The organism is Bradyrhizobium sp. SZCCHNS1050 (genome assembly GCF_032484785.1).
Taxonomy (GTDB): Bacteria; Pseudomonadota; Alphaproteobacteria; order Rhizobiales; family Xanthobacteraceae; genus Bradyrhizobium.
This window is the reverse complement of record NZ_JAUETR010000002.1, coordinates 1006540-1031253: the sequence shown is the minus strand read 5'-3', so window position 1 is coordinate 1031253 and position 24714 is coordinate 1006540. Positions and strand designations below refer to the sequence as shown.

The 24714-nt window shown below is 65.3% G+C and carries 20 protein-coding genes; 18 read left to right on the top strand and 2 right to left on the bottom strand.

What is annotated here, in order from left to right:
• Nucleotides 1-76: 76 nt before the first annotated feature.
• From QX094_RS29220 to QX094_RS29185, 7 genes are all read left to right on the top strand, one after another.
• Entirely contained in the window at nt 77-1387 is a 1311-nt protein-coding gene (locus QX094_RS29220; protein WP_316173916.1) for a cation:dicarboxylate symporter family transporter, read from the top strand.
• Between the two features lie 5 nt (nt 1388-1392).
• Complete coding sequence (locus tag QX094_RS29215; RefSeq protein ID WP_315718521.1) at nt 1393-2424, top strand: PdxA family protein; 1032 nt, start codon at nt 1393-1395, stop codon at nt 2422-2424.
• Nucleotides 2414-3871, top strand: coding sequence for an MmgE/PrpD family protein (locus QX094_RS29210; protein WP_315718520.1), 1458 nt, complete (start codon nt 2414-2416; stop codon nt 3869-3871). Before QX094_RS29215 ends, QX094_RS29210 begins: the two co-directional genes overlap by 11 nt.
• Nucleotides 3872-3888: 17 nt before the next feature.
• Entirely contained in the window at nt 3889-5325 is a 1437-nt protein-coding gene (locus tag QX094_RS29205; protein WP_315718519.1) for an MmgE/PrpD family protein, read from the top strand.
• Nucleotides 5326-5602: 277 nt separating this feature from the next.
• A complete protein-coding gene (locus tag QX094_RS29195) occupies nt 5603-6472 on the top strand; it encodes a transporter substrate-binding domain-containing protein (RefSeq protein ID WP_315718518.1) in 870 nt (289 codons plus the stop codon).
• A gap of 265 nt (nt 6473-6737) precedes the next feature.
• Nucleotides 6738-8036: an MFS transporter gene (locus tag QX094_RS29190; protein WP_315718517.1), complete on the top strand. Its 1299-nt coding sequence runs from the start codon at nt 6738-6740 to the stop codon at nt 8034-8036.
• 93 nt (nt 8037-8129) lie between these two features.
• The gene (locus tag QX094_RS29185) at nt 8130-8663 is read left to right on the top strand and encodes a GlcG/HbpS family heme-binding protein (protein WP_315718516.1); all 534 of its coding nucleotides are present in this window, start codon (nt 8130-8132) and stop codon (nt 8661-8663) included.
• 66 nt (nt 8664-8729) lie between these two features.
• Here the strand turns inward: QX094_RS29185 and QX094_RS29180 are convergent, their stop codons facing one another.
• Nucleotides 8730-9701: a LysR substrate-binding domain-containing protein gene (locus QX094_RS29180; RefSeq protein ID WP_315718515.1), complete on the bottom strand. Its 972-nt coding sequence runs from the start codon at nt 9699-9701 to the stop codon at nt 8730-8732.
• A gap of 156 nt (nt 9702-9857) precedes the next feature.
• Between QX094_RS29180 and QX094_RS29175 the strand changes: the two genes are divergently transcribed.
• The 11 genes from QX094_RS29175 to QX094_RS29125 all read left to right on the top strand — a co-directional run bounded on the left by QX094_RS29175 (nt 9858) and on the right by QX094_RS29125 (nt 23551).
• Nucleotides 9858-11312, top strand: coding sequence for an aldehyde dehydrogenase family protein (locus QX094_RS29175; RefSeq protein ID WP_315718514.1), 1455 nt, complete (start codon nt 9858-9860; stop codon nt 11310-11312).
• 30 nt (nt 11313-11342) lie between these two features.
• Nucleotides 11343-13133, top strand: coding sequence for a thiamine pyrophosphate-binding protein (locus QX094_RS29170; RefSeq protein WP_315718513.1), 1791 nt, complete (start codon nt 11343-11345; stop codon nt 13131-13133).
• 42 nt (nt 13134-13175) lie between these two features.
• Entirely contained in the window at nt 13176-14414 is a 1239-nt protein-coding gene (locus QX094_RS29165; RefSeq protein ID WP_316170357.1) for an ABC transporter substrate-binding protein, read from the top strand.
• Nucleotides 14415-14460: 46 nt separating this feature from the next.
• Nucleotides 14461-15330, top strand: coding sequence for a branched-chain amino acid ABC transporter permease (locus QX094_RS29160; RefSeq protein WP_315718511.1), 870 nt, complete (start codon nt 14461-14463; stop codon nt 15328-15330).
• Entirely contained in the window at nt 15327-17906 is a 2580-nt protein-coding gene (locus QX094_RS29155; RefSeq protein ID WP_315718510.1) for a branched-chain amino acid ABC transporter ATP-binding protein/permease, read from the top strand. The genes QX094_RS29160 and QX094_RS29155 overlap by 4 nt, the downstream gene beginning before the upstream one ends.
• A 70-nt stretch (nt 17907-17976) precedes the next feature.
• Entirely contained in the window at nt 17977-18399 is a 423-nt protein-coding gene (locus QX094_RS29150; protein ID WP_315718509.1) for a cupin domain-containing protein, read from the top strand.
• 10 nt (nt 18400-18409) lie between these two features.
• Complete coding sequence (locus tag QX094_RS29145) at nt 18410-19399, top strand: NAD(P)-dependent oxidoreductase (protein ID WP_316184781.1); 990 nt, start codon at nt 18410-18412, stop codon at nt 19397-19399.
• Nucleotides 19396-20106 carry an SDR family oxidoreductase gene (locus QX094_RS29140; protein WP_316184784.1) on the top strand — a complete coding sequence of 237 codons (711 nt, stop codon included), beginning with the start codon at nt 19396-19398 and terminating at the stop codon, nt 20104-20106. Before QX094_RS29145 ends, QX094_RS29140 begins: the two co-directional genes overlap by 4 nt.
• A gap of 2 nt (nt 20107-20108) precedes the next feature.
• Nucleotides 20109-21806: an FAD-dependent oxidoreductase gene (locus QX094_RS29135; RefSeq protein ID WP_316184786.1), complete on the top strand. Its 1698-nt coding sequence runs from the start codon at nt 20109-20111 to the stop codon at nt 21804-21806.
• 828 nt (nt 21807-22634) lie between these two features.
• The gene (locus QX094_RS29130) at nt 22635-22979 is read left to right on the top strand and encodes a hypothetical protein (RefSeq protein WP_315718526.1); all 345 of its coding nucleotides are present in this window, start codon (nt 22635-22637) and stop codon (nt 22977-22979) included.
• A 107-nt stretch (nt 22980-23086) separates the two neighbouring features.
• Complete coding sequence (locus QX094_RS29125) at nt 23087-23551, top strand: RbsD/FucU family protein (RefSeq protein ID WP_315718506.1); 465 nt, start codon at nt 23087-23089, stop codon at nt 23549-23551.
• 266 nt (nt 23552-23817) lie between these two features.
• On the opposite strand, the gene QX094_RS29120 is transcribed toward QX094_RS29125, so the two are convergent.
• A complete protein-coding gene (locus tag QX094_RS29120; protein ID WP_316184789.1) occupies nt 23818-24189 on the bottom strand; it encodes a hypothetical protein in 372 nt (123 codons plus the stop codon).
• Nucleotides 24190-24714: the final 525 nt, after the last annotated feature.

Here is a 24714-nt window from a genome sequence, read left to right as displayed (position 1 = left end):
CCAATGTCAGGCCAAAAGAAGGGCCGCGGAGACGCTGTTTGCAGCGCCGAAGAGCACGAGGCGGGAGGACACGGAATTGACGATCACAACGACTCCTTTGTCCGAAGCGCTCCCGACGCAGGCTGCTGCGCCCCGTGCCGGCTCGCTTTGGCGGGAGCCTTATGTCCTGATCGTGGCGGGCGCCGTGCTGGGCGCACTCGTCGGCGCGCTGTTTCCGGCTGCAGCGCTCGAATTCAAGCCGCTCGCCGACGGCTTCATCTCGCTCATCAAGGTCACGATTGCGCCGCTGGTGTTCCTGGTCGTGGTGACCGGCATCGCGCAGGTCGGCGACATGAAGGCGGTCGGGCGCATCGGACTCAAGGCCTTCCTGTATTTCGAAATCGTCACGACGCTCTGCCTGCTGTTCAGCTTCATCGTGGTGCGATGGGTCCAGCCCGGCGCGGGTGTGGCGCACGCCACCCCGCAACAGGCCGAAGCCGTGGCCCGCTATGCGCAGACCCATGTCGGCTCGTTGTCGGCCTATATCCAGCACATGATCCCCGAAAGCTTCTTCGGCGCCTTTGCCAGCGGCGACGTGCTTCAGGTTCTCGTGCTCGCGCTGCTGTGCGGCATTGGCCTCCTGATGCTCGGCGAAAAGGCGCTGCCGTTGCGCTTGGGCATGGAGCGGTTGACCGAGCTCGTGTTCAGCGTGGTCCATGTCGTCGTCATGCTGGCGCCGATCGGGGCCTTCGGCGCCATGGCTTTCACGGTCGGCAAATTCGGCGCCGCCACATTGTACGCCCTCGCGCTCCTGGTCGGGACGGCCTGGGCGATGATGGCGTTCTTCATCTTCGTCGTCCTGGGAATGATCTGCCGTCTGGTCGGCATCCGGCTGATGGACCTGCTCCGGCTGTTGCGCCCCGAGCTTCTCGTCGTGCTCGGAACGTCGTCGTCGGAGACGGCGATTCCCGGAATGATGGAGAAGCTGCCAAGGGCGGGGGTGGGACGCGCCGTGACCGGTCTCGTCATTCCGTCCGGCTATTCCTTCAATCTCGACGGCGTGGCGCTGACATTGCCGCTGAGCACGATCTTCGTGGCGCAGGTCTACGGCATCGAGCTGAGCACGGCGCAGCAGTTGAGCCTGTTTGTCGTGATGCTGTTCACCAGCAAGGGCGCAGCCGGTGTCACGGGCGGGGCGTTCGCCGCGCTGGCGGCGACCGTCGTTGCGGCCGGGCTGCCTGTCGAAGGCCTCGCGCTATTGCTCGGAATCGACCGCTTCATGTCGCTGGCGCGCGCGATCACCAACACCATCGGCAACGCAGTGGCCGCGATCGTGGTGGCGAAATGGGATGGTGAATTCGACCGCGACGATTGGGGGCGGGTCGTCCAGATGAAAGCAGCGAAGTAGGATCCATGGTTCTCAGTGAAGACTTGCCGATCGTGGCGCTGGTGCCCGGTGATTGCACCGGTATCGGTCCTGAGCAGACGGCGCGAATCCTCTCCGATCACCGGCTGGCCGATGCGGCGCGCCTCGTCGTGGTGGGCGATGCCCGCGTGCTGGAGATGGGAATGGCGCATGCCGGCGTGAGCCTCGATATCGAGCGGATCGGCTCCCCCAGCGAGGCTTCCTGGGTTTCCGGCAAGATCCAGCTGATCGATCTCGGCAACACCGACCCGTCGAGGCACCCGATCGGAAAGGCCAGCGCCGAGTCCGGGCGGCTCACCGGAGAGACGCTGTCGCGGGCGATCGATCTCGCCAAGGACGGCGCGATCGATGCCATCACCTTCGCGCCCTTGAACAAGCGGGCGATGTTCGACGGCGGCTGGAGGTACCCGGACGAGCACAAGATGTTCGCGGACCTGCTCGGGCACCGTACGTATTTTTCTGAAATGAACGTGTTGGATGGACAATGGATGTCGCGCGTCACCGGGCACCAGTCCCTGCGCGAGGCGCTGAACGACATCAGCCCGCCGCGGATCACCGATGCGGTGGTCCTCGTCGACAGGATGATGCGGAGATCCGGAGTCGCCGCGCCGCGGATCGCCGTGGCCGCACTGAATCCGCATGCCGGCGAGGGCGGCTTGTTCGGTCGCGACGAGATCGAGATGATCAAGCCGACGGTCGAGGCGATTGCGAAACAGGGCATTGTCTGCAGCGGTCCGTATCCGGCGGATACGGTTTACATTCGCGCGTTTGCCGGCGAGTTCGACAGCGTCGTCGCGATGTATCATGACCAGGGGCAGATCGCGACGAAGCTGCGCGGCTTCAATCGCGGAGTGACCGTCACGGCCGGCCTCGAGACCGTCTTCACCACGCCCTCGCACGGCACGGCGTTCGACATCGTCGGCAAGGGCGTCGCAGACACCGGCGCGCTCGAAAGCGCGGTCCGGCTCGCCGCGCAATTGGCCTCGTTCAAAGCCCGGGAGATGTCACATGCACACTGATCGCAGGACCCTGCTTCAGGCCGCCGCCGCTCTTCCCTTGTCCGCGGTCGGCGCGACTACGGCATTTGCACAGGCTCAGGCACCGGCGGCGCCCGCCGCGGCGCCGCCCAAGGAGGTCACGCGTACGCTTGCGCGGTACATCGTCTCGGCGGGATATGATGTTCTGCCGGTCAAGGTCGGCAAGGAAGGCGTGAGGACGCTGCTGAACTGGGTCGGCGTCGCGATCGGCGGGTCGCGACACGAAACGGTCGATATCGCGGTCGCGGCGTTGGCGCCGTTCTCCGGCCCGCAGCAGGCGTCGCTGTTCGGCCGGCGCGAGCGGTTCGACATCATGAACGCCGCCTTCATCAACGGCGTGTCCAGCCACATCTTCGATTTCGACGACACCCATCTGAAGACGATCATCCATCCGGCCGGCCCGGTGGTTTCGGCGATCATTGCGCTCTCGGAAATGCAGCCGGTCTCCGGAAAGGAGTTCTTGAATGCGCTCGTCCTCGGTGTCGAGACCGAGTGCAGGATCGGCAACGCCGTCTATCCGAACCACTACGATGTCGGCTGGCACATCACCGGGACTGCCGGGGTGTTCGGTGCGGCTGCGGCTGCCGGCAAGCTGTTGAAGCTCAACGAGCAGCAGATGACCTGGGCGCTGGGCCTCGCCGCGTCGCAGCCGGTCGGCCTGCGCGAATCGTTCGGGTCCATGAACAAGAGCTTCAACCCCGGCCGTGCGGCGTCAAACGGCATATTTGCCGCCCTTCTGGCGTCGAAGAATTTCACGTCGTCGGACGGGATGATCGAGGCGAAGCGCGGCTGGGCCAACACGATCAGCACGAAGCAGGACTATGGCGAGATCGTCGGCGATCTCGGCAAGCGTTACGAAGCCGCCCTCAACACCTACAAGCCGTTCGCCTGCGGCATCGTTCTGCATCCGGCGATCGACGCTGCGATTCAGCTGCGCAACGAGAACAGGCTGACGGCCGACCAGATCGACCATGTCGATCTCAAGGTCAACCCGCTCGTGCTCGAGCTGACCGGCAAAAAGACGCCGCAGCAGGGGCTCGAGGGCAAGTTCAGCATCTATCACGCGGTGGCCGTGGCGATCGTGGAAGGCGCGGGCGGAGAGAAGCAGTTCAGCGATCGCGCGGTAACCGATCCGACGGTGCTGTCGCTGCGTAGCAAGGTCATTCCGGTCATCACGCCCGAGATCAAGCCGGAGCAGGTCGAGATGATGATCGTGCTGAAGGATGGGCGGAAGCTCAGCCGCCGCATCGAGCACGCCGTCGGCAGCGTTGAAGTGCCGATGACCGACCAGCAGCTCGAGGCGAAGTTTTCCGATCTTGCCGACGGCATCGTTCCTGCGGCGTCGATCCGGCGGATCATGGACGCCTGCTGGAATGTCGAGGGTCTGTCGAATGCTGCCGATATCGCGAAGATGTCGGCGTCGGCGTGACCATGGCGAGGAGGTCCATGCCGTCGCGCCGCCGTCTCCTGCAATCGGCGGGCGGGTTCGCTGCCGTCGCGGCCATGCCCATCCATCAGGCCTGGGCCGCAAGCCCGGGCGTGACCGAGCGCCTGGCGCGCTACATGGTCGCGGCGCGTGACCAGGAACTGCCGGAGCAGGTAATGCTCGCATGCAAGCACCGCCTTCTCGACACGCTCGGCGCCATGGTGTCCGGCGCGCGCATGCATCCGGGCGAGATGGCGCTGAAATACGTGCGCAGCCTCGGCGGTGAGTTGCAGGCGTCCGTCGTCGGCTCCGACGTCCGGACGACGGCCGTCAATGTGGCGATGGCAAACGCCATGTGCGCTCACGCCGACGAGACCGACGATTTCGAACCGGTCACTAAGGCGCATCCGGGGTGCGCGGTCATCCCCGCCGCGCTCGCTATGGCTGAACGGGAGCATCGCAATGGGCGCGACGTGATCCGCGCCGTTGTGCTCGGCTATGACCTGACCTGCCGCCTTCTGATGGCGCTCGGACCGGAACTGGTGCGTGGCTCGCATCGCAGTGCCGAGGGCACGTCGTCGACATTCGGTGCGCTCGGCGCGGCGGCCTCGCTGGCGCGACTGGACGAGCGTGGCATGCGTCACGCCATCTCCTACTCGGCACAGCAGGTCTCGGGGCTGTGGAGTTGGGTGAAGGACAAGGACCATATCGAGAAGGCGTTCGATTTCGCCGGCATGGGCGCGCGCAACGGCGTGATGGCCGTCGACATGGTGATGGCCGGGCTCACCGGCGTCGATGACGTGCTCGATGGGACCCACAATTTGTTCATCGCGCTGTCGAGCGATCCGAAGCCGGAGGAGATGGTCAGGGATCTCGGCAGCCGCTTCTACGTCACGGAGACGGCCATCAAGACCTTTTCGGTCGGCTATCCGATCCAGTCGCCGCTGGATGCGCTACTTACGCTGCGCCGACAGCACGGGCTCACTCCGGACAACGTCCGCAGCATCCTCGTCAAGCTTCCGACCGACGCGATGGGAATCGTCGGCGACAGCGCCATGCCCGACGTGAACTGTCAGCATCTCGTCGCGCTTGCGTTGGTCAAGGGGGCGGTCTCGTTCGGAGACAGTCATGATGTCGCGCTGATGCGCGACCCGACGATCCTGGAGCAACGGGCGAAGGTGACGCTCGCAGGCGACAAGGGCTTGATGGATCCGGCTGCGCCACGCGGTGCGATCGTCGAGGTGACTCTGGTCGATGGCCGCAAGGTCGATCATTTCACCAGACACCCGCTGGGCACCAAGGAGAATCCGCTGGGCACGGAGGCCGTCAACGCCAAAGCCACGGATCTCATGGCGCCCGTGCTGGGGAGTGAAAAGACGGAGAGGCTGATCGACATGGTCGGGCGGCTCGAAGAAATCGACGACATCGGCCAGTTGCGCGCACTATTCGCGGCGTGATCGGCTGTCATGGCGATGAGAGGCGAGGGAACGTCATCGTCTGATCCGTTCCCTTGGCGGCGAGGCGAGCAGCGCGCCGGCTCGGTCCTCTCCGGTGCATTCTGCGGATGACGAAAAAAGAAGACGAAGCGGGAGGGACGAGACATGAAGCAGAGGCGGATGCAGCGGCGGAGAAGGCGACCGTGATCGGATTCGACTTCGCGTTCCCGTCGGTCGGACACGTCGAGAAAGACGGCGCCGGCTATCGGCTGATCCCATCATCGTGGAATCCGACGCTATGAAAGACCGGCATTTTATCAGCACGGCGGTACCGATGTCGGATCGCGCCAGACCACGCATGAAATCGACCGGTCTGCTCGCATCGCTTTGCTTTGCCATCGCAAGTGTTTGCTTGGGCCTCTCGGCCATGATGGCGGGAGCAGCTGCGCAGGATGCGCGCGAGATCGCTCCGACCGGCGTGCTGCGCGTCGCTGTTGCGGTCGGGCCGGCCGCCTCCGCGTTCTGGACGACGCGCGATCCGGCGACAGGCAAGCCTGTCGGCGTGACAGTCGAACTGGCCAAGGCGGCCGCGGGCAAGCTCAATGTGCCGCTTGAGCTCGTCGAATATCAGAGCTCGGACGAAATCGCGGCCGCCGGCAGCAAAGGGGCGTGGGATCTGTCCTTCATGCCGGCGGATCGCAAGCGGGAGCAGTTCGTCGATCAAGGACCTGCCTATGTCGCCTACATGAGCGGGTATCTCATTCGCGCGAACTCGGACATCACGGCCGTCGCCGATATCGACCGTCCGGGAATCCGGGTCGGCTGCATCGAAGGCACCTCGACGTCCAGAACGGTCGAGGCGAGCATGAAAAGTGCCAGCGTGACGAAATTCGTCAAACCCGAATCGGCCGCTGATTTGATCGGTCAGAGTCGGCTCGACGCCCTCGCCATGGGCATGGAAGCACTGGAGGAGCTGTCGCGGCGACTGCCGGGCAGCCGGGTCTTGAACGAGGTCATCCAATCAACGGGCGTCGTCGTGGTCGTCCCGAAGGGCAAAGTGACGGCGCGGGAGTGGGCGGCCGGATTTCTTGCAGATGCCAAGGCGAATGGCACAGTACGCCGAGCGCTCGATCAAAGTGGATTTGTCACCGCCAAGGTCGCCCCGTGATGCCGTGGTGAACTCCGGCCAAGCCATATCTTTGGCTTATGAGCGCCAACGCCAAATCGTATTTTGGCTGTGCTGGAATTCCGTCTATCTCCAATCGGCGGGCGATGAAGCTGTCGGCAATCATGATGGACACGACCGGCAGGCACGCTCGGAAAGTGCGCCTGCATGGTCCATGCGGCCACCCGATTGTACTGCACTCGCGGTTGTTCTCCCGGCCAACGAAGAAGCGCATCTGGTTCGAGTCCTGGCCTGAAAGTGAACGATCATGAAACTGGGCTGGTATTCCGAACTCGACGAGGTCGAACGCCGGACGTATTGGGCTTGCTTCGCGGGCTTTGGTCTCGACTCGCTGGATTCGACGATCTACGCGCTGGTCATCCCGGCGCTGATTGCAACAATCGGACTGACGCGCCCTGAAGCCGGCTATCTCGCGACCGCAGCCCTCGTCGGTGCAGCCATCGGTGGCTGGGGCGGGGGGATCCTTGCCGATCGCATCGGCCGCATCAAGGTCCTGCAACTGACGATCCTCTGGGTTGCCCTGTTCACGCTCGCATCGGCTTTCGCGACCGGCTTCAACTACTTGCTGATCGTGCGTTTTCTCCAGGGCCTCGGCTACGGCGGTGAGGCGGCCGTGGGTGGCGTCCTGATCAGCGAGGTCGTCAGGCCCGCGCTGCGCGGCCGGGTGGCCGCGTCGGTGCAGAGCAGCTACGCGGTGGGTTATGCGGCTTCCGTCGCGCTGCTCCCCGTCATTTCATCGCTGTTTCCTGAAGAGCTCGGCTGGCGCGTGTTCTTTGCGGTCGGCATCGCGCCGGCCTTTCTCGTGTTCTTCATCCGCCGCCTTGTGCCGGAGTCCGGGCTTTATCGTCAAGGCCGCGCGGACAAGACAGCCGGACGGCCCGCCTGGACGATCTTCACCAGGGCCCATGTGCGGCGTACCGTGGCGGCGGTCACGATGGCCACCGGCATTTTCGGCGGTGCCTATGTGATGATCACGTGGCTGCCGACCTATCTGCGCACCGTCCTCAACCTGACCGTGGGGAGCAGTGCAGGCTATCTTGCCATGAACATCCTGGGTTCGTTGGTCGGACCGTTGCTCTATGGCTGGCTTTCGGATCGCACGGGCCGGCGTCCCGCATTCATGATCTTCCTGCTATGCCAGGCCGTGAACGCGAGCATCTATCTACTAGCTCCGATCGGCGCCAACACGACGATCCTGCTCAGCTTCTTTCTGGGCGCGTTCCAGGGTGGGTTGGCATCAGGAATGTTGCCGACCTTTGCCGAATTGTTTCCGACCGAGATTCGTGCGAGCGGGCAGGGTTTCTGCCTCGGTGGCGGGCGTGGGTTCGGCTCGGTCGTGCCTGCGACCGTGGGCCTGCTTGCTGCGTCGCATCCTCTTGGCTTGTCGATGGGCCTTTGCGCGCTCGCCGCCTATGGACTTGCTTTCATCGCCGCGATGGCTTTGCCCGAGACCAGCGGCGCTGACCTGCAGCGTATGACTCCGTTGGAGATGCAAGCAGGGCAGCCGGGAGATCTCGGCAACCTCCAAGCACGGCCGTCGGAATGAGGAGGCTGAGAACGACACGCCTCGTCGAGCGAAACAAGGCGCCCAGGCTGGCCGACGAGAGCACGGAGAAGGCAACAGGGTCGGGAGGAAGACATGCACTATCGGACCATTTTGAGCGTCATCGCATGCGTCGCAGCTCTGCACTTATCGAACAGCCTCGCCCAGACATCGAACACCGACAATCCCAACGACGCGGTCGCGGATGCACTGACTCCGCCTCCTTATGGCGAGCCGATCAGCCTGGAGATGGCCAAGAAGGTGGCTGCTGCGGCCGTTGCCGAGACGACGAAACGCAATTGGAACGCATTCTGCATCTCCGTGGTCAATCCGAGCGGCGATCTGGTCTATTTCGAAAAGCAGGACAATTGCCAATATGCGTCGATCGGCCTGTCTCAGCACAAGGCGCGCACGTCGGCACGTTATCGACGCCCCACGCTGGTGTTCGAGACGTTGCTGGGCAAAGGTGCGTATTTCGCCTATCTCGCCACGCTCGATGACATGATCGCATCGCGAGGCGGCAATCTGCTGGTCGTGGATGGCAAGATCATCGGTGCCGTCGGTGTGAGTGGTGGGTCGGGCGCCCAGGACAACGTCGTATCCCTGGCCGGGCAAGCGGCGCTGAAGTAGACGAGACCGGGCCGGAGGCGGGGCGTGATGCAGTCGCGACCGCCGGTCAGACGGTCGGCGCGTGCGCTAGGCCGCCGGCGGGATGGCGGAAGACATGGAGTCGTCGACCAAGCTGACGCCGCGCCATTGTCCGGATGTGACGAGCGTTCGCGCAGTATCCTGGAGTTCCTTGGCGACGGCGAGGGCTGCAGGCGCCAGCAGGTCCGGCTTGATCGAATAGACATAGTTGCGTCGCGTGATCCGGGCGTCCGAGATCGGCAGGGCGCGCCAGTCCTCGCTGCTTCGTCCTCCTGCCTGCAGCGCCGACATCGGCTTGATGGTGACCCCGATGCCCTCACCGACGCAGCTCATCACCAGCGAGAGCGAGTCGATCTCGGCGACCACATTCGGCGTGATGTTGCGCCGCTCGAACTCCGCAGCTACACGCCGGCGCAGGCCATGAGTTCCCGTCGGCAGGATCAGGGGCAGCTCTGCAACTTCTGCAACTGTGATGCTGCAACGGTGGCGCGGCACCAGCGGGCTGTCGGCAGGGAGAAGCACGAACAATTCCTCGTCGAGCAGCGGAATCGCGTCGAGCTTGGATGACACGTCGTTGTTGAACAGGATGGCCAGGTCGAGCTGGCCAAGCCGCATCATGTGGGCGATGTGGCCGCTCATTCCCTCGACGACGTTGAGCAGGATGCCGGGATATTTGGCGCGGATGCACTTGGTGAGCGGCAGCCCGATCGCGAGCACGGTCGTCGCGGGCAAGCCGACCGATACCATGCCGCTGACCTCTGCCGAATCCTGGCGGGCAATCGACAGCGCATGGTCGAGCTGCCGCAGCATGAACCGGGCGTGATGGTAGAGCGCAAGGCCGTTCTCGGTCGGGATCACGCCGCGCGAGGAGCGCTGCAGCAAGGGCCTGCCCACTTCCTCCTCGAGCTTTGCGATCTGCTGGCTCAGTGCGGGCTGCGCAACGAACAGGCAGCGCGACGCCTTCGACAGGCTGCCGCTCTCGACGATCTGGGCGAAATAGCGCAACTGACGCAAATCCATGAGCGGGAACCGCACTGCTTGGGAAGAACGAGACCTTGCCGCCGGGCTATATGCTCAGCTTATGGCAACTAATCCAAAACAGTATTTTTGCTAATGTCAATTTCTCTCTAAGGACGAGGGTAACAGGTGTGAAGACCCTTTGGGAGGAACCAGACGATGGCGGACGCTGCGGTTCAGGGACAGGCGTCGGCCGGTCTGCCATCGTGCCGCCTCTTGATCGCCGGGGAATGGGTGAATGGTCCGCACACCATCGCCGTGCTCGACAAATATCGCCTGCGGCCCGCCATGTCCGCGCATCTGCCGTCGCGCGAGCAGGTCCGCAGCTGCATTGTCGCCGCGGAGCGGGCGTTCGAAGCCAATGTACTGACGCCCTATGATCGCGGCCTCATCCTCGATCGCGCTGCGGTCGAGCTTGAGAAGCGTGCGTCGGAGCTGGTGGAGGTGCTGCGCCAGGAGGCGGGCTTTCCACGCCGCGATGCAATGGGCGAAGTCCAGCGTTGTGCGACGACGTTTCGGCTCTCCGCCGAAGAGGCGCGGCGGCTGGCCGGCGAGATGGTGCCGATGGAAGGGGCCGCAGGCCAGAAGGGCCGCATCGGCTTCACCATCCGCGTGCCGCTCGGCGTCGTGGCCGCGATTACGCCGTTCAATGCTCCGCTCAATACGGTGGCGCACAAGGTTGCGCCTGCGCTGGCGGCTGGTAACGCCGTGGTGCTGAAACCGTCGCTGCATACGCCGATGACGTCCTGCATCATGGCGGAGTGCCTGATCGCGGCAGGTCTGCCATCGGGCCTGATGTCGGTGCTGCATGGCGATAGCGAGGTTGCCGATTGGCTGATGAGCGAAGCTGCCGTGAAGTTCTTCGCTTTCACCGGCAGCACGGACATCGGCCGCATCATCCAAAGCAAGGCGGGACTGCGCCGCACGCAGATGGAGCTCGGCTCGATCTCGCACTGCGTGATCTGCGAGGACGCCGATCTCGATATTGCGTTGCCGAAGGTCGTCAACGCGGGCTTCCGCAAGGCCGGCCAGGTCTGCACATCGATCCAGGTGCTGCTGGTGCAGCGTTCGCTGATCGGGCAGGTGGAGCAGAGACTTTCAGAGCTCGTTGCCGGGCTGCCCTACGGAGACCCCGGCGAGGACGACACCGTTGTTGGGCCGGTCGTCAGCGAGGCCGCCGCGCAGCGCATCGAGTCCTGGATCGCGCTGGCCGAGCAGAGCGGCGCGCGGCGTCTGGTCGGCGGCGCGCGGGTGGGCGCCGTGGTTCCTCCCACGCTGCTCACGAATGTCGACAAGGCGACCCCGCTCGGCTGCCAGGAAGTGTTCGGGCCTGTGATGTGCGTCGCGCCCTTCGATGTGCTGGACGAGGCGATCGCGCGCGTCAACGACACACCTTATGGACTTGCCACGGGCATCTTCACAAAACGCCTGGACGAGGCTCTGCAGGCCGCGCGGCAATTGCAAGTCGGTGGCGTTCACATCAACGAGACTCCGAGCTCCCGCGTGGACCTTATGCCGTATGGCGGCTCCAAGGATTCCGGGTTCGGCCGCGAAGGGCCGCATTACGCGATCCGCGAAATGAGCGAAGAGCGTATCGTGACGATCCTCGCATGACGCGAACCGTCACCTGACAAGGATCTGACCATGACCAAGATGAAGGGCGGCGAAGTCATCGCCGAATATCTCGTCAAGCAGAAGGTGCCCTTCGTAATCGGCATCTGCGGACACGGCAATGTCGGCATTCTTGATGCGCTCTACCAGGTGCGTGACCGCGTCAAGCTGGTCTCGCCCCGCCACGAGCAATGCGCCGGCCACATGGCCGACGCCTATTTCCGCGTCAAACACAGTCCGGTCGCGACCCTGACCTCGACCGGGCCGGGCTCGGCCAACATGGTGATGTCGCTCGCAACTGCGTTGTCGGACTCCTCGAGCTTCCTTGCGATCACCGCCAATGTTCCGACGTCGCAGGCCAATCGCGCGCCGTTCCAGGAATTGTACGCGCACAACCAAGCCGATTTCGCCCAGGTGCTGCGCCCGGTGGTGAAACGCTCGTTCCAGCCGAGCCGCGTCGACATGCTGCCGCTGGCGCTGCGCCAAGCCTTCGACACCATGGTCACGGGACGTCCCGGCCCGGTCAATCTCGATATCCCGTACAATGTTTTCCAGGAGGAGGCCGACGTCGAGCTGCCGGCGCTGTCGCATGTTCACGGCAGTCACCGGCCGAGTGCGAGCGAGGCCGACGTCACCAGGGCGCTCGATCTGATCGAAGCCGCCAAGCGGCCGGTGTTCTTCATCGGGCAGGGCACGACCCTCTCCGAGGCCGGTCCCGAGATCGGCGCGCTGCAGAGCCGCCACGGCATTCCGGTCATCACCTCGCCCAATGGCATGGGCTGCGTGCCGGCGGATGATCCGTTGACGCTCGGCTTCATCGGCCGCAACGGCGCCTATCCGGCCAACCAGGCCGGCCGTCACGCCGATCTCGTGCTCTGCATCGGAACGCGTTTCGACGATCGCTCGTCCTCGAGCTGGCACCAGGGCTACTCGTGGAATTTTCCGTCGACGAAGCTGTTGCAGATCGACATCGATCCGGCGGAGCTCGGCCGCAACTATCCGCCGACGCTCGGCATCATCGCCGACGCCAAGACCTTCGCCGCGCAATTGCTCGCGGCGCTGGAGCGTCGCCCCGCGATCCGCCGCGAAAATTTCGCGGCGTGGCGCGACCAGATCGGGACCTGGAAGGCGGAGTGGGAGGCGTTCGTGCGGCCGCACTTCAGCGCCGACACCACGCCGATCCGGCCGGAATATGTCGTCGGAGCCCTGCAGGACGTGCTGCCGGACGACGTCATCCTGTCGCTCGATTCCGGCGTGCATCACAATTGGTTCATGCAGTTCTGGCAGCCGAAGCGGCCGCAGAGCATGCTGAACAGCTGGGGCTTTTCGTCGATGGGGTTCGGCGTCTGCGGCGTGCTCGGCGCGCAGCTGGCCGCGCCCGACCGTCCCTGCGTCGCCGTCGTCGGCGACGGCGGCTTCATGATGGCGCCCTATGTCGTCGCCACGGCCGTCGAATATGACCTGCCGTGCATCTGGATCGTCTGGAACAACTTCGCCTGGAGCGCGATCCGCGATCTGCAGTATGGCCTGTTCGAGGGCCGCGAGCTCGGCACCGCGTTCTATCGCGGCAATCAGGGGCCCGGCGGAGATCGCTACAACCCCGACTTCGCGGCCTGGGCGCGCGCCTGCGGCGCTGACGGCGTGACGGTGACCCGCAGCGCCGACCTGCGCGGTGCAGTCGAGACCGCGATCAAGAACCGCCGGCCCTGCGTGATCGATCTGCATGTCGACGCCGAGGTGCGCCCGCCATCGACGGGCACCTGGGAGCTGCCGCCGATCCCATTCAAGGAGCCGGTGTTCGGCAAGCCTTACAAACGCGACTGACGATACAAAACAAAGATAACAACATTGAGAGGGAGGAGCACCATGTTGAAGCGTGATCTGAACCGGCGATCTTTCATGCGCGCGTCGGCCGGCGTGGCTGCCGCATCCGTGCTCGGCGTCGGCGGTCCCGCGCGAGCCCAGTCCGATGGGCCCGTCCGCATCGGCATGATCTATGCCAAGCAGGGGCCGGGCGCCTCGATCGGTGAGTACCTGCAACGCGGCAGCGCGCTTGCGGTCGAGCAGGCCGGCGGCAAGGTGCTGGGCCGCCCGATCGAGCTGGTCTGGCTCGACGAGCCCAATCCCCAGGTGTCGCAGCAGAACATGCAGCGGCTTGTCGACGAGAGCAAGGTGGTCGCCGTGGTCGGCGGCAACTACTCGTCCTCGGCGCTCGCCATGATGAGCGTTGCCAATCGCGAGAAGGTGCCGCTGATCCTGACCGGCGCCGCGGCCAGCGAGATCACCGGCAAGAGCTGCAGCAAGTACACGTTCCGCACCCAGGCGACCGTGCCGGTTCAGATGGCCGGCCTGATGCCCTACGTCTCCAGCATCGGCAAGAAGGTCTATTTCATCACGGCGTCATATGCCTTCGGCCAGGACATCCTGCGCGCCTCGCGCGCGATGCTGAAGCAGGTCGGCGCCACCGAGGTCGGGGTCGACGAGGTGCCGATCAACACCGCGGACTACAGCTCCTACATCCTCAAGATCCGCCAGGCCAAGCCGGACGTGATCGTCGGCGGCCTGGTGGGCGGCGACTTCTCCAACTTCCTGAAGCAGTGGAACGAGATGGGGATGAAGGACAAGATCCCCTATGCGGCGGTCGCCGTCACCGACACCGACTTCTGGGACGTCGGGCCGCAGGCCTCGACCGGCATCTACATCAAGCCGTGGTACTACAACAATCCGAAGAATACCGCCGCCGAGCAGAAGCTGATCGAAGATTTCAAGAAGAAGTACAATCAGCCGCCATCGGACAAGACGTGGTCGGGCTGGATCGGCATGCGGGCGCTGTTGGAATCGATCGAGGCGGCGAAGTCGACCGAGGCCGCTCAGCTCGTGGCGCATCTCGAGCAGTGGAAGAACACCGAAGGCGAGTTTCCGTTCTTCTTCCGCGACTGGGATCACCAGCTGGTGCGCCCGGCCGTCATCGTCCAGATCAAGAAGCAGATCACCGACAAGTTCGACTATTTCGACGTGCTGAAGAACACCTCGGCGACCGCCGAGGAGACGGCGAAGGCGTTCGGTACCAAGGAGGATATCGGCTGCAGCATGCCCTCGCTCTGAGGCGGCGGCGACCCTTGTTCCTGCAGCGTACTGACAGGTTCGAACGATGCTCGACACTCTCGTCTCCCAGGCGGCCAATGGACTCGTGCTCGGCTTCATCTACGTGCTGATCGCCGTAGGTCTGTCGATCACCTTCGGCCTGCTCGGCGTCATCAACTTCGCGCATGGCGCCTTCTTCGCGCTGGGGGCCTACGTGGCCTGGCAGCTGTTCCAGCTGTTCGGCTGGAGCGCCGTGATCCTGGCGCCGCCGGTGGTCGGGCTGATCGGCATGGCCGTGGAGGTGACGATCATCCGCCGCCTCTACGGCAAGGAGCCGCTGCTCAGCCTGATCGTGACCTTTGCGCTGGCGCTCCTGATCGAAGCGGTGATCCGCTACGCCTGGGGCGCCGACGGCAAGCCGTTCAATCCGCCGCCGACCTTTGCAGGGATCGTCGAAGTTGGTCCTCTCCTGATCACCAAATATCGCGTGGCCGTGCTCGGCGCGACCACCGCGACCTTGCTCGGCCTATGGGGCTTCCTGGCGTTCACGCCCTATGGCCGGATCCTGCGTGCCGGCAGCCGGGACCCGGAGATGGTGGAATTGCTCGGCATCAATCTGCCGCGGGTGCTCACTGCGGTGTTCGGGCTCGGCTGCATGCTGGCGGCGATCGCCGGCGTGCTGGCCGCGCCGCTGTGGACGGTGTCGCCGTCAATGGCTGCCAATGCGGTGATGCCAGCGTTCGTGATCGTGGCCATCGGCGGCCTCGGCTCCTTTCGGGGCGCAGTGGTCGCCGGACTCGCGGTTGGAATCGTCACCTCGCTGACCATTCAGTTCTGGCCAGAGGCGGCCGCCGCATCGATGTATGCCTTGATGTTCGCGATCATGCTGCTGCGGCCGCGCGGGCTATTCGGCGAGCGCTGGGAGCGTTTCGAATGACGACGGCCAAGTCCGTGCTGCAGCGGCTCGCAAGTCACCCGGTGCTGGTGGCGGCCGCGATACTGGCGCTCGCCTCCGGCATCGCGCTCGCTGTGGGCATGCCGATCCATCGCGTGACCCAGATCGCGATCTACACGCTCTACGGCGCGGAGGTGAACTTCCTGATCGGCTATCTCGGCCTGGTGCCGTTCGGCGCGTCCTTCTTCTTCGGCTGCGCGAGCTATGCGCTGGCAATCGGCCTGGGCTTCATGCCGGCCGCCAATGAAATCACCGGTCTGGCGATCGCGGTGGCATTTTCGCTGCTGCTGGCGCTGATCGTCGGCGCCATCATCCTTCGCCGGCGCGGACTCTACTTTTCGCTGCTGACGCTGGCGTGCTCCCAGATCGCGTTCGAGATTGCGTTCAAATGGACCTCGGTGACCGGAGGCGAGAACGGCCTGCAGAACGTCGCGCGTCCGCTGTTTCGCTCCGCGCTTGCCTTCCACGGCTTCACGCTCGTCGTGGTGATCGGATCATTGTGGATGCTGTGGCGGCTAGCGCATGCGCCGTTCGGCCGGCTGATGCAGGCGTTGCGCGACAATGAGCAGCGGGTCGTAAGCCTGGGTTTCGACACCTACCGCACCAAGCTGATTGCGCTCGTCATTGCCGGCGGCGGCATCGGCGTCGCCGGCGGTTTGATGGCGCTGCTGCTGCAGGGCGTCTACGCCAACAATCTGAACTGGGAACATGCCGGTGATCCGGTGCTGATGGCGGCGCTGGGCGGCGTGCATCATTTCCTGGGGCCGTTGTGGGGCGCCATCGTCTTCATCGTTTTGGAGGACCGGCTCAGCGCCATCACGGAGAATTGGTGGCTGGTCTTCGCCCCCATCATCATCGCCTTCGCGCTGCTGTCAGATGAGGGCATTCACGGCATCTTCCAGCGTATCGCCGGCCGCAGCCGCTGGACCCTGACGCGCAATGTCATTCCACCGCGGCCGCGCGACATCATTCCCTATGCGCCGGATCGTGCACGTCAGGCTGCGGCGACGGCCTCACAGGTGCCGATTCTCGCAATCCGCAACCTCTCCAAGCATTTCGGCTCGATCGTGACCCAGAACGACGTGTCGTTCGAGATGAGCCGCACCGGACTGCACAGCCTGATCGGCCCCAACGGCGCCGGCAAGACCACGTTGTTCAATCTGCTGACCGGTGTGCTCCGGGCCAACGCCGGCACGATCCTGTTCGAGGGCAAGCCCATCGATCAGCTGTCGCCGTACAAGCGCGCGCGGCTCGGCATCGCCCGCTCGTTCCAGATCCTGAGCGTCTTTCCCAATCTCACTGCGTTCGAGAACGTGCGTATCGCGGTCCAGGCTGCCAACGGGCAATGGACGGGTCTTTGGCGCGATGCCTATGATGATGCGGCTGCAAACGCGAAGGTGTGGTCGCTGCTCGATGCCGTCGGCCTTGCCGATCGCGCCGCCGAGCTTTGTTCCGCGCTGGCGCATGGTGAGAAGCGGCTTCTGGAGATCGCGGTGTCGCTCGCGATCGACGCAAAGCTCCTGCTGCTGGACGAGCCGCTGGCCGGTCTGGCGGAGTCGGACCGCAAGATCGTCGGAGAATTGATCATGCGGCTGGCGAAGTCCCACGCCGTGCTGTTGATCGAGCATGACATCGACCGTGTGCTGGCCATGTCCGACCGCATCACGGTGTTGCATCAGGGGCGGCTGATCGCCGACGGCAAGCCGGTGGAAGTGGCTGCCCATCCCGAAGTCGTCACGGCCTATCTCGGCACGGCCCATGGCCAGGTCGCGGCGGCTCCGTCGCGGGCGACCAATGTGACGCCGCTTCCCGGCAGCGCCGCCGCCGAGCCGCTGCTCAGGCTCGAGGGCGTGCGCGCCGGCTACGGCGGTGGCACCGTGCTCGACGGGCTCGACCTGGCCGTGCGGCCTGGCGAAGTGGTGGCGCTGCTAGGGCGCAACGGCGTCGGCAAGACCACCGCGCTGCGGGCCATCACAGGCACGGTGCCGGCGAGCGGCGGTCGCATCACGTTCGACGGCAGGCAGCTCAACCGGTTACGGCCGGACGAGATCAACCGTCTTGGCATCTCGCTGGTACCGGAAGGACGCCGGCTGTTTCCGAATCTGACCGTGCAGGAGAATCTCAAGCTCGCGAGCCGCGCCGGCGGCGCGTCGCTCGACGACGTGTTCGATCTGTTCCCGAAGCTCCGCATCCTGCACAAGGCGCGTGCCGAAAATCTCTCCGGCGGCGAGCGGCAGATGGTGGCGATCGCGCGCGCGTTGATGGTGCCGAGCCGGTTGATTTTGCTCGACGAGCCGTTCGAGGGCCTGGCGCCCGCTGTGGTGCAGGAGGTCCGCGACGCCGTGTCCAAATTGAGGTCGCGCGCGAGCCTCGTCATCGTGGAGCATCATGCCGAGAGCGTGCTGGCGATGGCGGACCGCGCCTATGTGCTGGTGAATGGGCGCGTGGCCCATGTCGGCGATGCTGCCGCGCTCGCGGCCGATCACGAACTGCAAGGGCGTTTGCTTGGCATCACTCAGACCGCTGATGCAGTGCAACGGGCGGCAAACGGGTCATGAGCAGCTGCGAGTTCGTGACCATCGGCACCGGCTGGCCGGCCCAATCTGAACCTTCCTGAGGAGATGAGACATGACCATCGTCGTTCCCGGACCGAACGCCTACGCGAATGCGGCGACAGAGAAGAAGGCGGTGACGCGCAATCTCGCCGAGATTTTCTGGACCCAGTATCCGGGCCACTATAACCAGGCGCTGTCGAAGGCGATCGTGACGCCGGACACCACCGGCAGCCGCTTCTTCGACCATCGCATCTCGTCCTACGAGCCCGGCGCGCATGTCGAGAGCCATTCTCACAAGGTGCAGGAGCAGATCTATCACGTGCTGTCGGGCGAGGGCATCTTGATCCTCGACGGCGAGCGCCGGCTGGTCCGTGCCAACGACGTCACCTACATTCCGCCGGGCGTGGTGCACGAATTCCACTGCACCGGCAACGACCCGCTGCTGTTCCTCGTGATCACCAGCCCGCCGACCGACGAGGAGCCGGCGCCGCGGTGAGGGGCCGGGCATGACCACGAGCAAGACCATTCTGGTCACCGGCGCCTGTGGCTGGCTCGGCTCGGCGATCGTGCATGCGCTGCTCGCGCGCGGCGACCGCGTCGTGGCGGTCGACCTGATGGTCTCGCCGGCCATGGCTGCACTCGCCTCGCAACAACAGCTGCTCGTCACCGCGGCGATCGATCTCGGCGAATGGCATGAGGTGTTGCGGGCGTTCCAGACATTTCGTCCCGACGCCGTCATCCACGCCGCCGCGGTGGTCGGCGTGGTTCAGGCCGCGGATATCCCGCTGAAGGCGCTGCGGGTCAATGTCGAGGGCGCGATCAACCTGTTCGAGGCGATGCGGCTCTCCGGCGTCCGGCGCGTCGTGCAGATCTCAACCGAGGAGACCTATGGCGACTTCCAATCCGCCGTGATCGACGAGGATCACCCGCAGAAGCCGGCCAGCGTCTACGGCGTGACCAAGCTCGCAGCCGAGCACTATGGTCGCGTCTATTCGCGCGATCACGGGCTCGAATGCATCAATGTGCGGACCTGCTGGGTGTACGGACCGCATCTGCCGCGCCTGCGCATGCCCCGCACCTTCATCGAGGCCGCGTTGCGCGGCGAGCCATTTCATCAAGAGGACGGCGGCAATCTCGCGGTCGATCAGGTCTATATCGACGATACCGTGGCCGGCGTGCTGCTCGCGCTCGACAAGCCGCATCACAGCTTTGACGCCTACAACGTCGCGACCGGAGTGGCTCCGACGCTGCGCGACACGGCCGACGCCGTCAATCGCGCCATTCCCGGTGCGAGGATCACGGTCGGCGACACCGGTCCCTATCATCATGGCGGCCGCGTGCTGAGCGCCGTCAAGGGCGCGCTCGACATCGGCCGCGCCAAGGCGGAGCTCGGCTACCAGCCGCGCTACGATCTGCAAAAAGGCATCGAGGCGACGATCGAAGCGACGCGGGCCGCGATGGCGAAGACACCATCTGCATCAGGGAATCGAAAATGACCACCTCTTCTCCGATCGTTCTCATCTTCGGCGGCTCCCGCGGCATCGGCGCCGCTTGCGCCCAGGCGTTTGCCGTCGCCGGCTGGCAGGTGGCCTCGACCTACGCCGCCAGCCCGTCGGACGGAGGGCCCGGCCGGCAATACAAGGTCGACATTCGCGATGCCGCGTCGGTCGCGCAGGTCTTCGCGCAAGTGGCCGCCGATTTCGGTGGTGCGCCGCAGGCCGTCATTGCCAACGCCGGCATCAACGTGCCGGCAGGTCCGCTGGCGAGCTTCAAGCCGGAGGACTTCCGGCTGCTGATGGAGGTCAACGTCGTAGGCGCCTTCAACGTGCTGGCGGAGGCAGCGCGGCGCGTGCGCGACGCCGGCGCCATCGTCGCCATCACGACGTCGCTGGTCCGTCACGCGGTGCCGGGCACCGGGCCCTATGCGGCGACCAAGGCAGCGGTCGAAAGCCTGGTGCGGTCGATGGCGAAGGAGCTCTCGGCGCGCGGTGTTCGCGTCAATGCGGTGGCGCCCGGTCCCGTCGACACCGAACTTTTCAATGCCGGCAAGACCGAGGAGGCCAAGCAGCGCATGGCGGCGTTGAGCCCGTTCAATCGCATCGGCAAGCCGGGCGAGATTGCGGAGGTGGTGCGCTTCCTGGCCTCCGGCGAGGCCTCCTGGATCCAGGGACAGATCGTGCAGCCCAATGGCGGCATGGTGTGAGCATGACGGCGGCGGTGCACGCCGGCGAGACGTTCGATGTCGTGGTCGTCGGAGCCGGCGCGGGCGGCATGACGGCGGCGACGATCGCGGCTGCTGACGGCTGCTCGGTGCTGCTGCTGGAGCAGGCCGAATTTATCGGCGGCACCACCGCCATCTCCGGCGGCATGGTCTGGATTCCTGCCAATCACAAGGCGGCCGCGGAGGGGCGGGCGGATACGCTGGAGGCGGCGCGCACGTATTTGGCCCGGACCGTGCCGGGGCAGGACCGCACGCGGCTCGAGACGTTCCTTGCATTCGGCGACGAAGCCTTGCGCGATCTCGAGGCCCGCACTGCGCTGCGGCTGCAGCCGGTGCCGACCTATCCGGATTATTATCCCGACCTGCCAGGTGCCACCGCGGGAGGCAGGGTGCTGGAGCCGCTGCCATTCGATGCGCGCGGCCTCGGCGACGCCTTTGCGCTGCTGCGCGATCCGCTGCCGGAGTTCATGCTGTTCGGCGGCATGATGATCAGCCGCCAGGATATCCCGCATCTGCGCCGTGCCGGCCGATCGTTGCGCTCGGCTCTGCATGCGGCCAGGTTGATCGCGCGCTATGGCCTGCAACGGCTCACGGCGCGGCGCGGCACGACGCTTTATCTCGGCAACGCGCTGGCGGCGCGGCTGCTGCGCTCGGCACTCGATCGTGGCGTCGTGATACGGACCGGCACCTCCGCCCAGCAGCTTGAGGCCGACGCGCAGGGCAGGGTCTCGAGGCTCGAAATTGTCGATCGCTCCGGCCGCTCCTGGATCACCGCAAGGCGCGGCGTGGTGCTCGCGACCGGCGGGCTGTCGCATGATGCCGAGCTGCGCCGCTGCTATGTGCCGCAGGGCGCCGGCCTGCTGTCGGTCACCGTTGACCCCGGCGCTGCACCACGCGGTGCGCGGCTGGCCATGGCCCTGGGCGCGTGCCTGTCGGCACCGACGAAAGCGGGCGCGTTCTGGGTGCCGGCTTCGACCTTCACACGGGCCGACGGCAGAAGCGGCGTCTTCCCGCACACGGTCACCGACCGCGCCAAGCCCGGCCTGATCGCGGTCGATGGCACCGGCCGCCGCTTCGTCAACGAGGCGGTGTCCTACCACGAGTTCGTGCGCGCGCAGCTCGATCACGCTGCGGCCATTCCCGCCTGGCTGATCTGCGATCGCCGCTTCCTGTGGAGATACGGCCTCGGCAAGATCAAGCCGTTCACGCGCAGTGTCGCTGACGACGTCGCCGCGGGCTATCTCAAGCGTGCCGACAGCCTGGACGCGCTCGCGGAGACGATCGGCGTCCCCGCGCAGGCGCTGACTGCGACCGTCAACCAGTTCAACGCCGGTGCGGTGCGCGGCGAGGATCCCGCCTTCGGCCGCGGCGGCGACATCTATCAGCGTGCGCTCGGCGACGCCGATCAGCATCCCAATCCCTGCGTCGCGCCGATCCTGGAGCCGCCTTTCCATGTCGTCGCGGTTTATCCGGCCGATCTCGGCATGTCTGCGGGCCTCGTCACCGATGCGCGCGGGCGGGTGTTGCGCGCGGATGGCTCACCCATTCCTGGCCTGTTCGCCTGCGGCAACGACATGGCCTCGATCATGGAAGGGGCCTATCCCGGGCCCGGCATCACGTTGGGTCCGGCGCTGGTCTTCGGCTGGCTCGCGGGCAGGAACGTCGCCGGCGCGAACGTTTGAGGACTCTCATGCTCGTGAGCTCGCAGGCATGGCTCGATGTGACCTCTCGGAGCCTGGAGGCATGAGAACGACTTGGTCGCACTTCGCGGCTTGTGAAAGTCGGCCACGGGTCGTTGCCTGAAGTGGGGACGCGGCAGTGGTTAGGAGGACTGTTGTCGTTGTCCAGGGTAGGGTGGCCTTCCCCACCCGCCGCCCGGCCAACGCTCGCAAATGGCTCGCTAGTGGAGTCGCGCCGCTTCGGATCCCCGCCGGCTCGCTACGATATCGCGTGCAACACGGGATCAACTTGGAAAGTTTGCAATTGACGAACGGCTCGGGCCGCCGCGAGTAGCGGACGGTGCTCGTGTTTGGGCAACTCGAGATGATATGGTTGCGCGTCCCCGTAACGAGGCGCCTTGAGCATCACGCGCCTCTGCGGCCTTTTCCTGATATCGCCTGGCCGACGCGCTGCTTTCGTAGTTGAATTGTCGTTTCCGCTCAGCTCTCATTGATGAGCTGCTGGCACCAAGGTCAGAAGTTGCTCATTGCCGTGTAGGCAATAGCAGCCGATGGTTGCCGAACGGGCGCTCGGCATGAGCCGCCCATCCGCCGTGTGGAAATTCCGGTTACGACAATCCGGAGTTGCCGGCTTTGTTCCGGGCCTGCGGCCGCGGCCCTGGAGGAGCGTCCGCGTGCATCGGGACCTGTTGTGCGCGGTGAAGTCAGGCCGTGGATGGTTGCCGGTGGGATGGCGGCGTCGTACGCTCGCGCGCCACGTGACAGGTGGCATGATCGGGGACCGGGTCGTTTCAGGATGAGGCGCTGATGGCGCGGAGGGCAGCTCGCGTGATGGATGAGGACGACCCGAGCGGAGAGATATCCCGGATCGAGGCGCGGATCGACGAGCTTGCCGAGATGGCGGAGCGGTGCCGAAAGATCATCCTGGCCTCGAAAATCGCGATAGCGGGCGGCGCCGCATTGCTGCTCGGCGCGGTGCTGGGCCTGCTCGGATCCGATGCGGTCGCGCTCCTCGGCGCCATTGCGGCGCTGCTCGGCGGCATCGTGTCGCTCGGATCGAATGTCAGCACGTTGCGACAGACAATGGCGGCGATGGCCGCCGCTGAAAGGCTGCGCTCGGACCTGATCGGCAGCATCGATCTTCGCTTGGTCGGCGAGAGGCGAGGGAGCGTGTAGTTCGCGATGGGATGATGGCGTGACGCGCTCCAGGTGTTTGGCAGCAGTTGCCCTTGGCCGATGGCCCGGCGACCTGGTCCGGTCGATGAAAATGACAGGGAGACCACATGCTCAAGGGGATCGATCCACTGCTCAATGCCGACGTGCTCCATGCGCTCCGCGCGATGGGGCATGGCGACCGTCTCGTGATCTGCGACACCAATTTTCCGGCGGATGCGATCGCGCGGCAGACAGTGTTCGGCGGGCTGCTGCGCATCGATAATGTCAGCGCGGCGCGCGCGGTCCAGGCCGTGCTGTCGGTGCTGCCGCTCGACAGCTTCATCGACGATGCCGCCGTGCGGATGGAGGTCGTGGGCAGTCCTGCGGAGGTGACGCCGGTGCAGCAGGAGGTGCAGGCGGTGATCGACCGCGCCGAGGGCAGGTCGTGGCCGCTGGTCGGCGTCGAGCGCTTCGCATTCTATGAGATGGCCAGATCAGCCTATTGCGTGATCGCCACCGGCGAGCGCCGGTTCTACGGCTGCTTCATCTTCAGCAAGGGCGTCATCCCGCCGGATGGCGCATCGGGATCATGATGCCGGCTGGCGCGCCGCATTTGGGCAGCGGTGCGCATGCCGGCAAGGGTATCGCGATCGGTCATCCGCCTCGCGTTCGACGCGTAGCGCCCGCCGCGGCTCAATGGGCTTCGGGGAAGCGACCCGGCGAGAGATCGGTCCCGCATGTCGCTGCGCTCATGGCAGGTTACGGGACTGATCGCGACGGCAGAGAAGCGAGTCCAGCGCCGGGCGAGCGCCGCGAGACCTCGCCCGATGCCGCGTCGAGGTTTCAATTGGACGCGGTCTCAGCGGCAATTCCAGGTCGTGCCCTGCGCGCAGACCGCGTTCGGGCTGTCGCCGCCATAGACCTGATAGGGGTATTCGCCCTTGCGGTAATAGCCATAGGCGTGGGGGTTCACGCCGTAGTAGGACGGAGCCGCGTAATAGGCCGGGCCGTCATAGACCGGGCCATCGTAATAATCGTAGGCGTCGCGGCTTGCGGCGATCGCAAGACCGGTGCCGATGGCACCCGCCGCGAGCGCCGCGCCGATCGCAGCGCCGCCGTGCCAGCGCCCATTTCGCGCGTCGGCACTGGTCGGGGTGAAGGCGCCGATCGCGAGTGCAGTCAATGAAGCAATTGCGGCCGTGCGGCCGAGCAGAGCTAGTTTGGTCGACATGTCAGGCCTCCAGTGAAGTGCGCCGTGATTGGCTGATGTCTCCGGTGTCCGGCTCTGCCGAGAACTGTGACGAACGTCAGAGCCGTACAATGCCGGCAAACGGATGATCGATTGCGGTTCTGGACCTGACCTCGCCGAGGAGCTGGCGACGGTCCAACGCGAATGGCAGGTCCATCGCACTAGAACCGCCGTCCCGCTTTGGAGTTCCGGCCCCGCCCGAACTTCCATGCGATCGGACCAGTGCCGCTGGGCACGCAGAGGAGGAATGGCTCGTGCTTTGCCGACCCGGCAGCCCGGTGCCGGAGCCAACTCATCACTGTGACGGCGCATTCCAATCACTGCAGACGTTTGAAGGGCGTCGATGAGACTGGGCCGCTGTGACCCGACGAGCTCGCGCCATCCCGAGCTGCACGACGGGCAATCTCTGCCTGGGTGCCATCCGCCGCGGGAGCGCGACGTCATGGCCTCGCTGTTCGACCTGTTCGGAACATGCGCGTTTGCTGGCGAGCCCGTCATCACGACGTT

Excerpts from the sequence above, each read along its gene's own strand:
- QX094_RS29215 (WP_315718521.1), top strand. The coding sequence starts at position 1,393 with ATGGTTCTCAGTGAAGACTTGCCGATCGTGGCGCTGGTGCCCGGTGAT.
- QX094_RS29165 (WP_316170357.1), top strand. The coding sequence starts at position 13,176 with ATGTTGAAGCGTGATCTGAACCGGCGATCTTTCATGCGCGCGTCGGCC.
- QX094_RS29135 (WP_316184786.1), top strand. The coding sequence starts at position 20,109 with ATGACGGCGGCGGTGCACGCCGGCGAGACGTTCGATGTCGTGGTCGTC.
- QX094_RS29180 (WP_315718515.1), bottom strand. The coding sequence starts at position 9,701 with ATGGATTTGCGTCAGTTGCGCTATTTCGCCCAGATCGTCGAGAGCGGC.
- QX094_RS29140 (WP_316184784.1), top strand. The coding sequence starts at position 19,396 with ATGACCACCTCTTCTCCGATCGTTCTCATCTTCGGCGGCTCCCGCGGC.
- QX094_RS29150 (WP_315718509.1), top strand. The coding sequence starts at position 17,977 with ATGACCATCGTCGTTCCCGGACCGAACGCCTACGCGAATGCGGCGACA.
- QX094_RS29190 (WP_315718517.1), top strand. The coding sequence starts at position 6,738 with ATGAAACTGGGCTGGTATTCCGAACTCGACGAGGTCGAACGCCGGACG.
- QX094_RS29125 (WP_315718506.1), top strand. The coding sequence starts at position 23,087 with ATGCTCAAGGGGATCGATCCACTGCTCAATGCCGACGTGCTCCATGCG.
- QX094_RS29195 (WP_315718518.1), top strand. The coding sequence starts at position 5,603 with ATGAAAGACCGGCATTTTATCAGCACGGCGGTACCGATGTCGGATCGC.
- QX094_RS29185 (WP_315718516.1), top strand. The coding sequence starts at position 8,130 with ATGCACTATCGGACCATTTTGAGCGTCATCGCATGCGTCGCAGCTCTG.
- QX094_RS29205 (WP_315718519.1), top strand. The coding sequence starts at position 3,889 with ATGCCGTCGCGCCGCCGTCTCCTGCAATCGGCGGGCGGGTTCGCTGCC.
- QX094_RS29210 (WP_315718520.1), top strand. The coding sequence starts at position 2,414 with ATGCACACTGATCGCAGGACCCTGCTTCAGGCCGCCGCCGCTCTTCCC.
- QX094_RS29175 (WP_315718514.1), top strand. The coding sequence starts at position 9,858 with ATGGCGGACGCTGCGGTTCAGGGACAGGCGTCGGCCGGTCTGCCATCG.
- QX094_RS29160 (WP_315718511.1), top strand. The coding sequence starts at position 14,461 with ATGCTCGACACTCTCGTCTCCCAGGCGGCCAATGGACTCGTGCTCGGC.
- QX094_RS29145 (WP_316184781.1), top strand. The coding sequence starts at position 18,410 with ATGACCACGAGCAAGACCATTCTGGTCACCGGCGCCTGTGGCTGGCTC.
- QX094_RS29155 (WP_315718510.1), top strand. The coding sequence starts at position 15,327 with ATGACGACGGCCAAGTCCGTGCTGCAGCGGCTCGCAAGTCACCCGGTG.
- QX094_RS29170 (WP_315718513.1), top strand. The coding sequence starts at position 11,343 with ATGACCAAGATGAAGGGCGGCGAAGTCATCGCCGAATATCTCGTCAAG.
- QX094_RS29120 (WP_316184789.1), bottom strand. The coding sequence starts at position 24,189 with ATGTCGACCAAACTAGCTCTGCTCGGCCGCACGGCCGCAATTGCTTCA.
- QX094_RS29130 (WP_315718526.1), top strand. The coding sequence starts at position 22,635 with ATGGATGAGGACGACCCGAGCGGAGAGATATCCCGGATCGAGGCGCGG.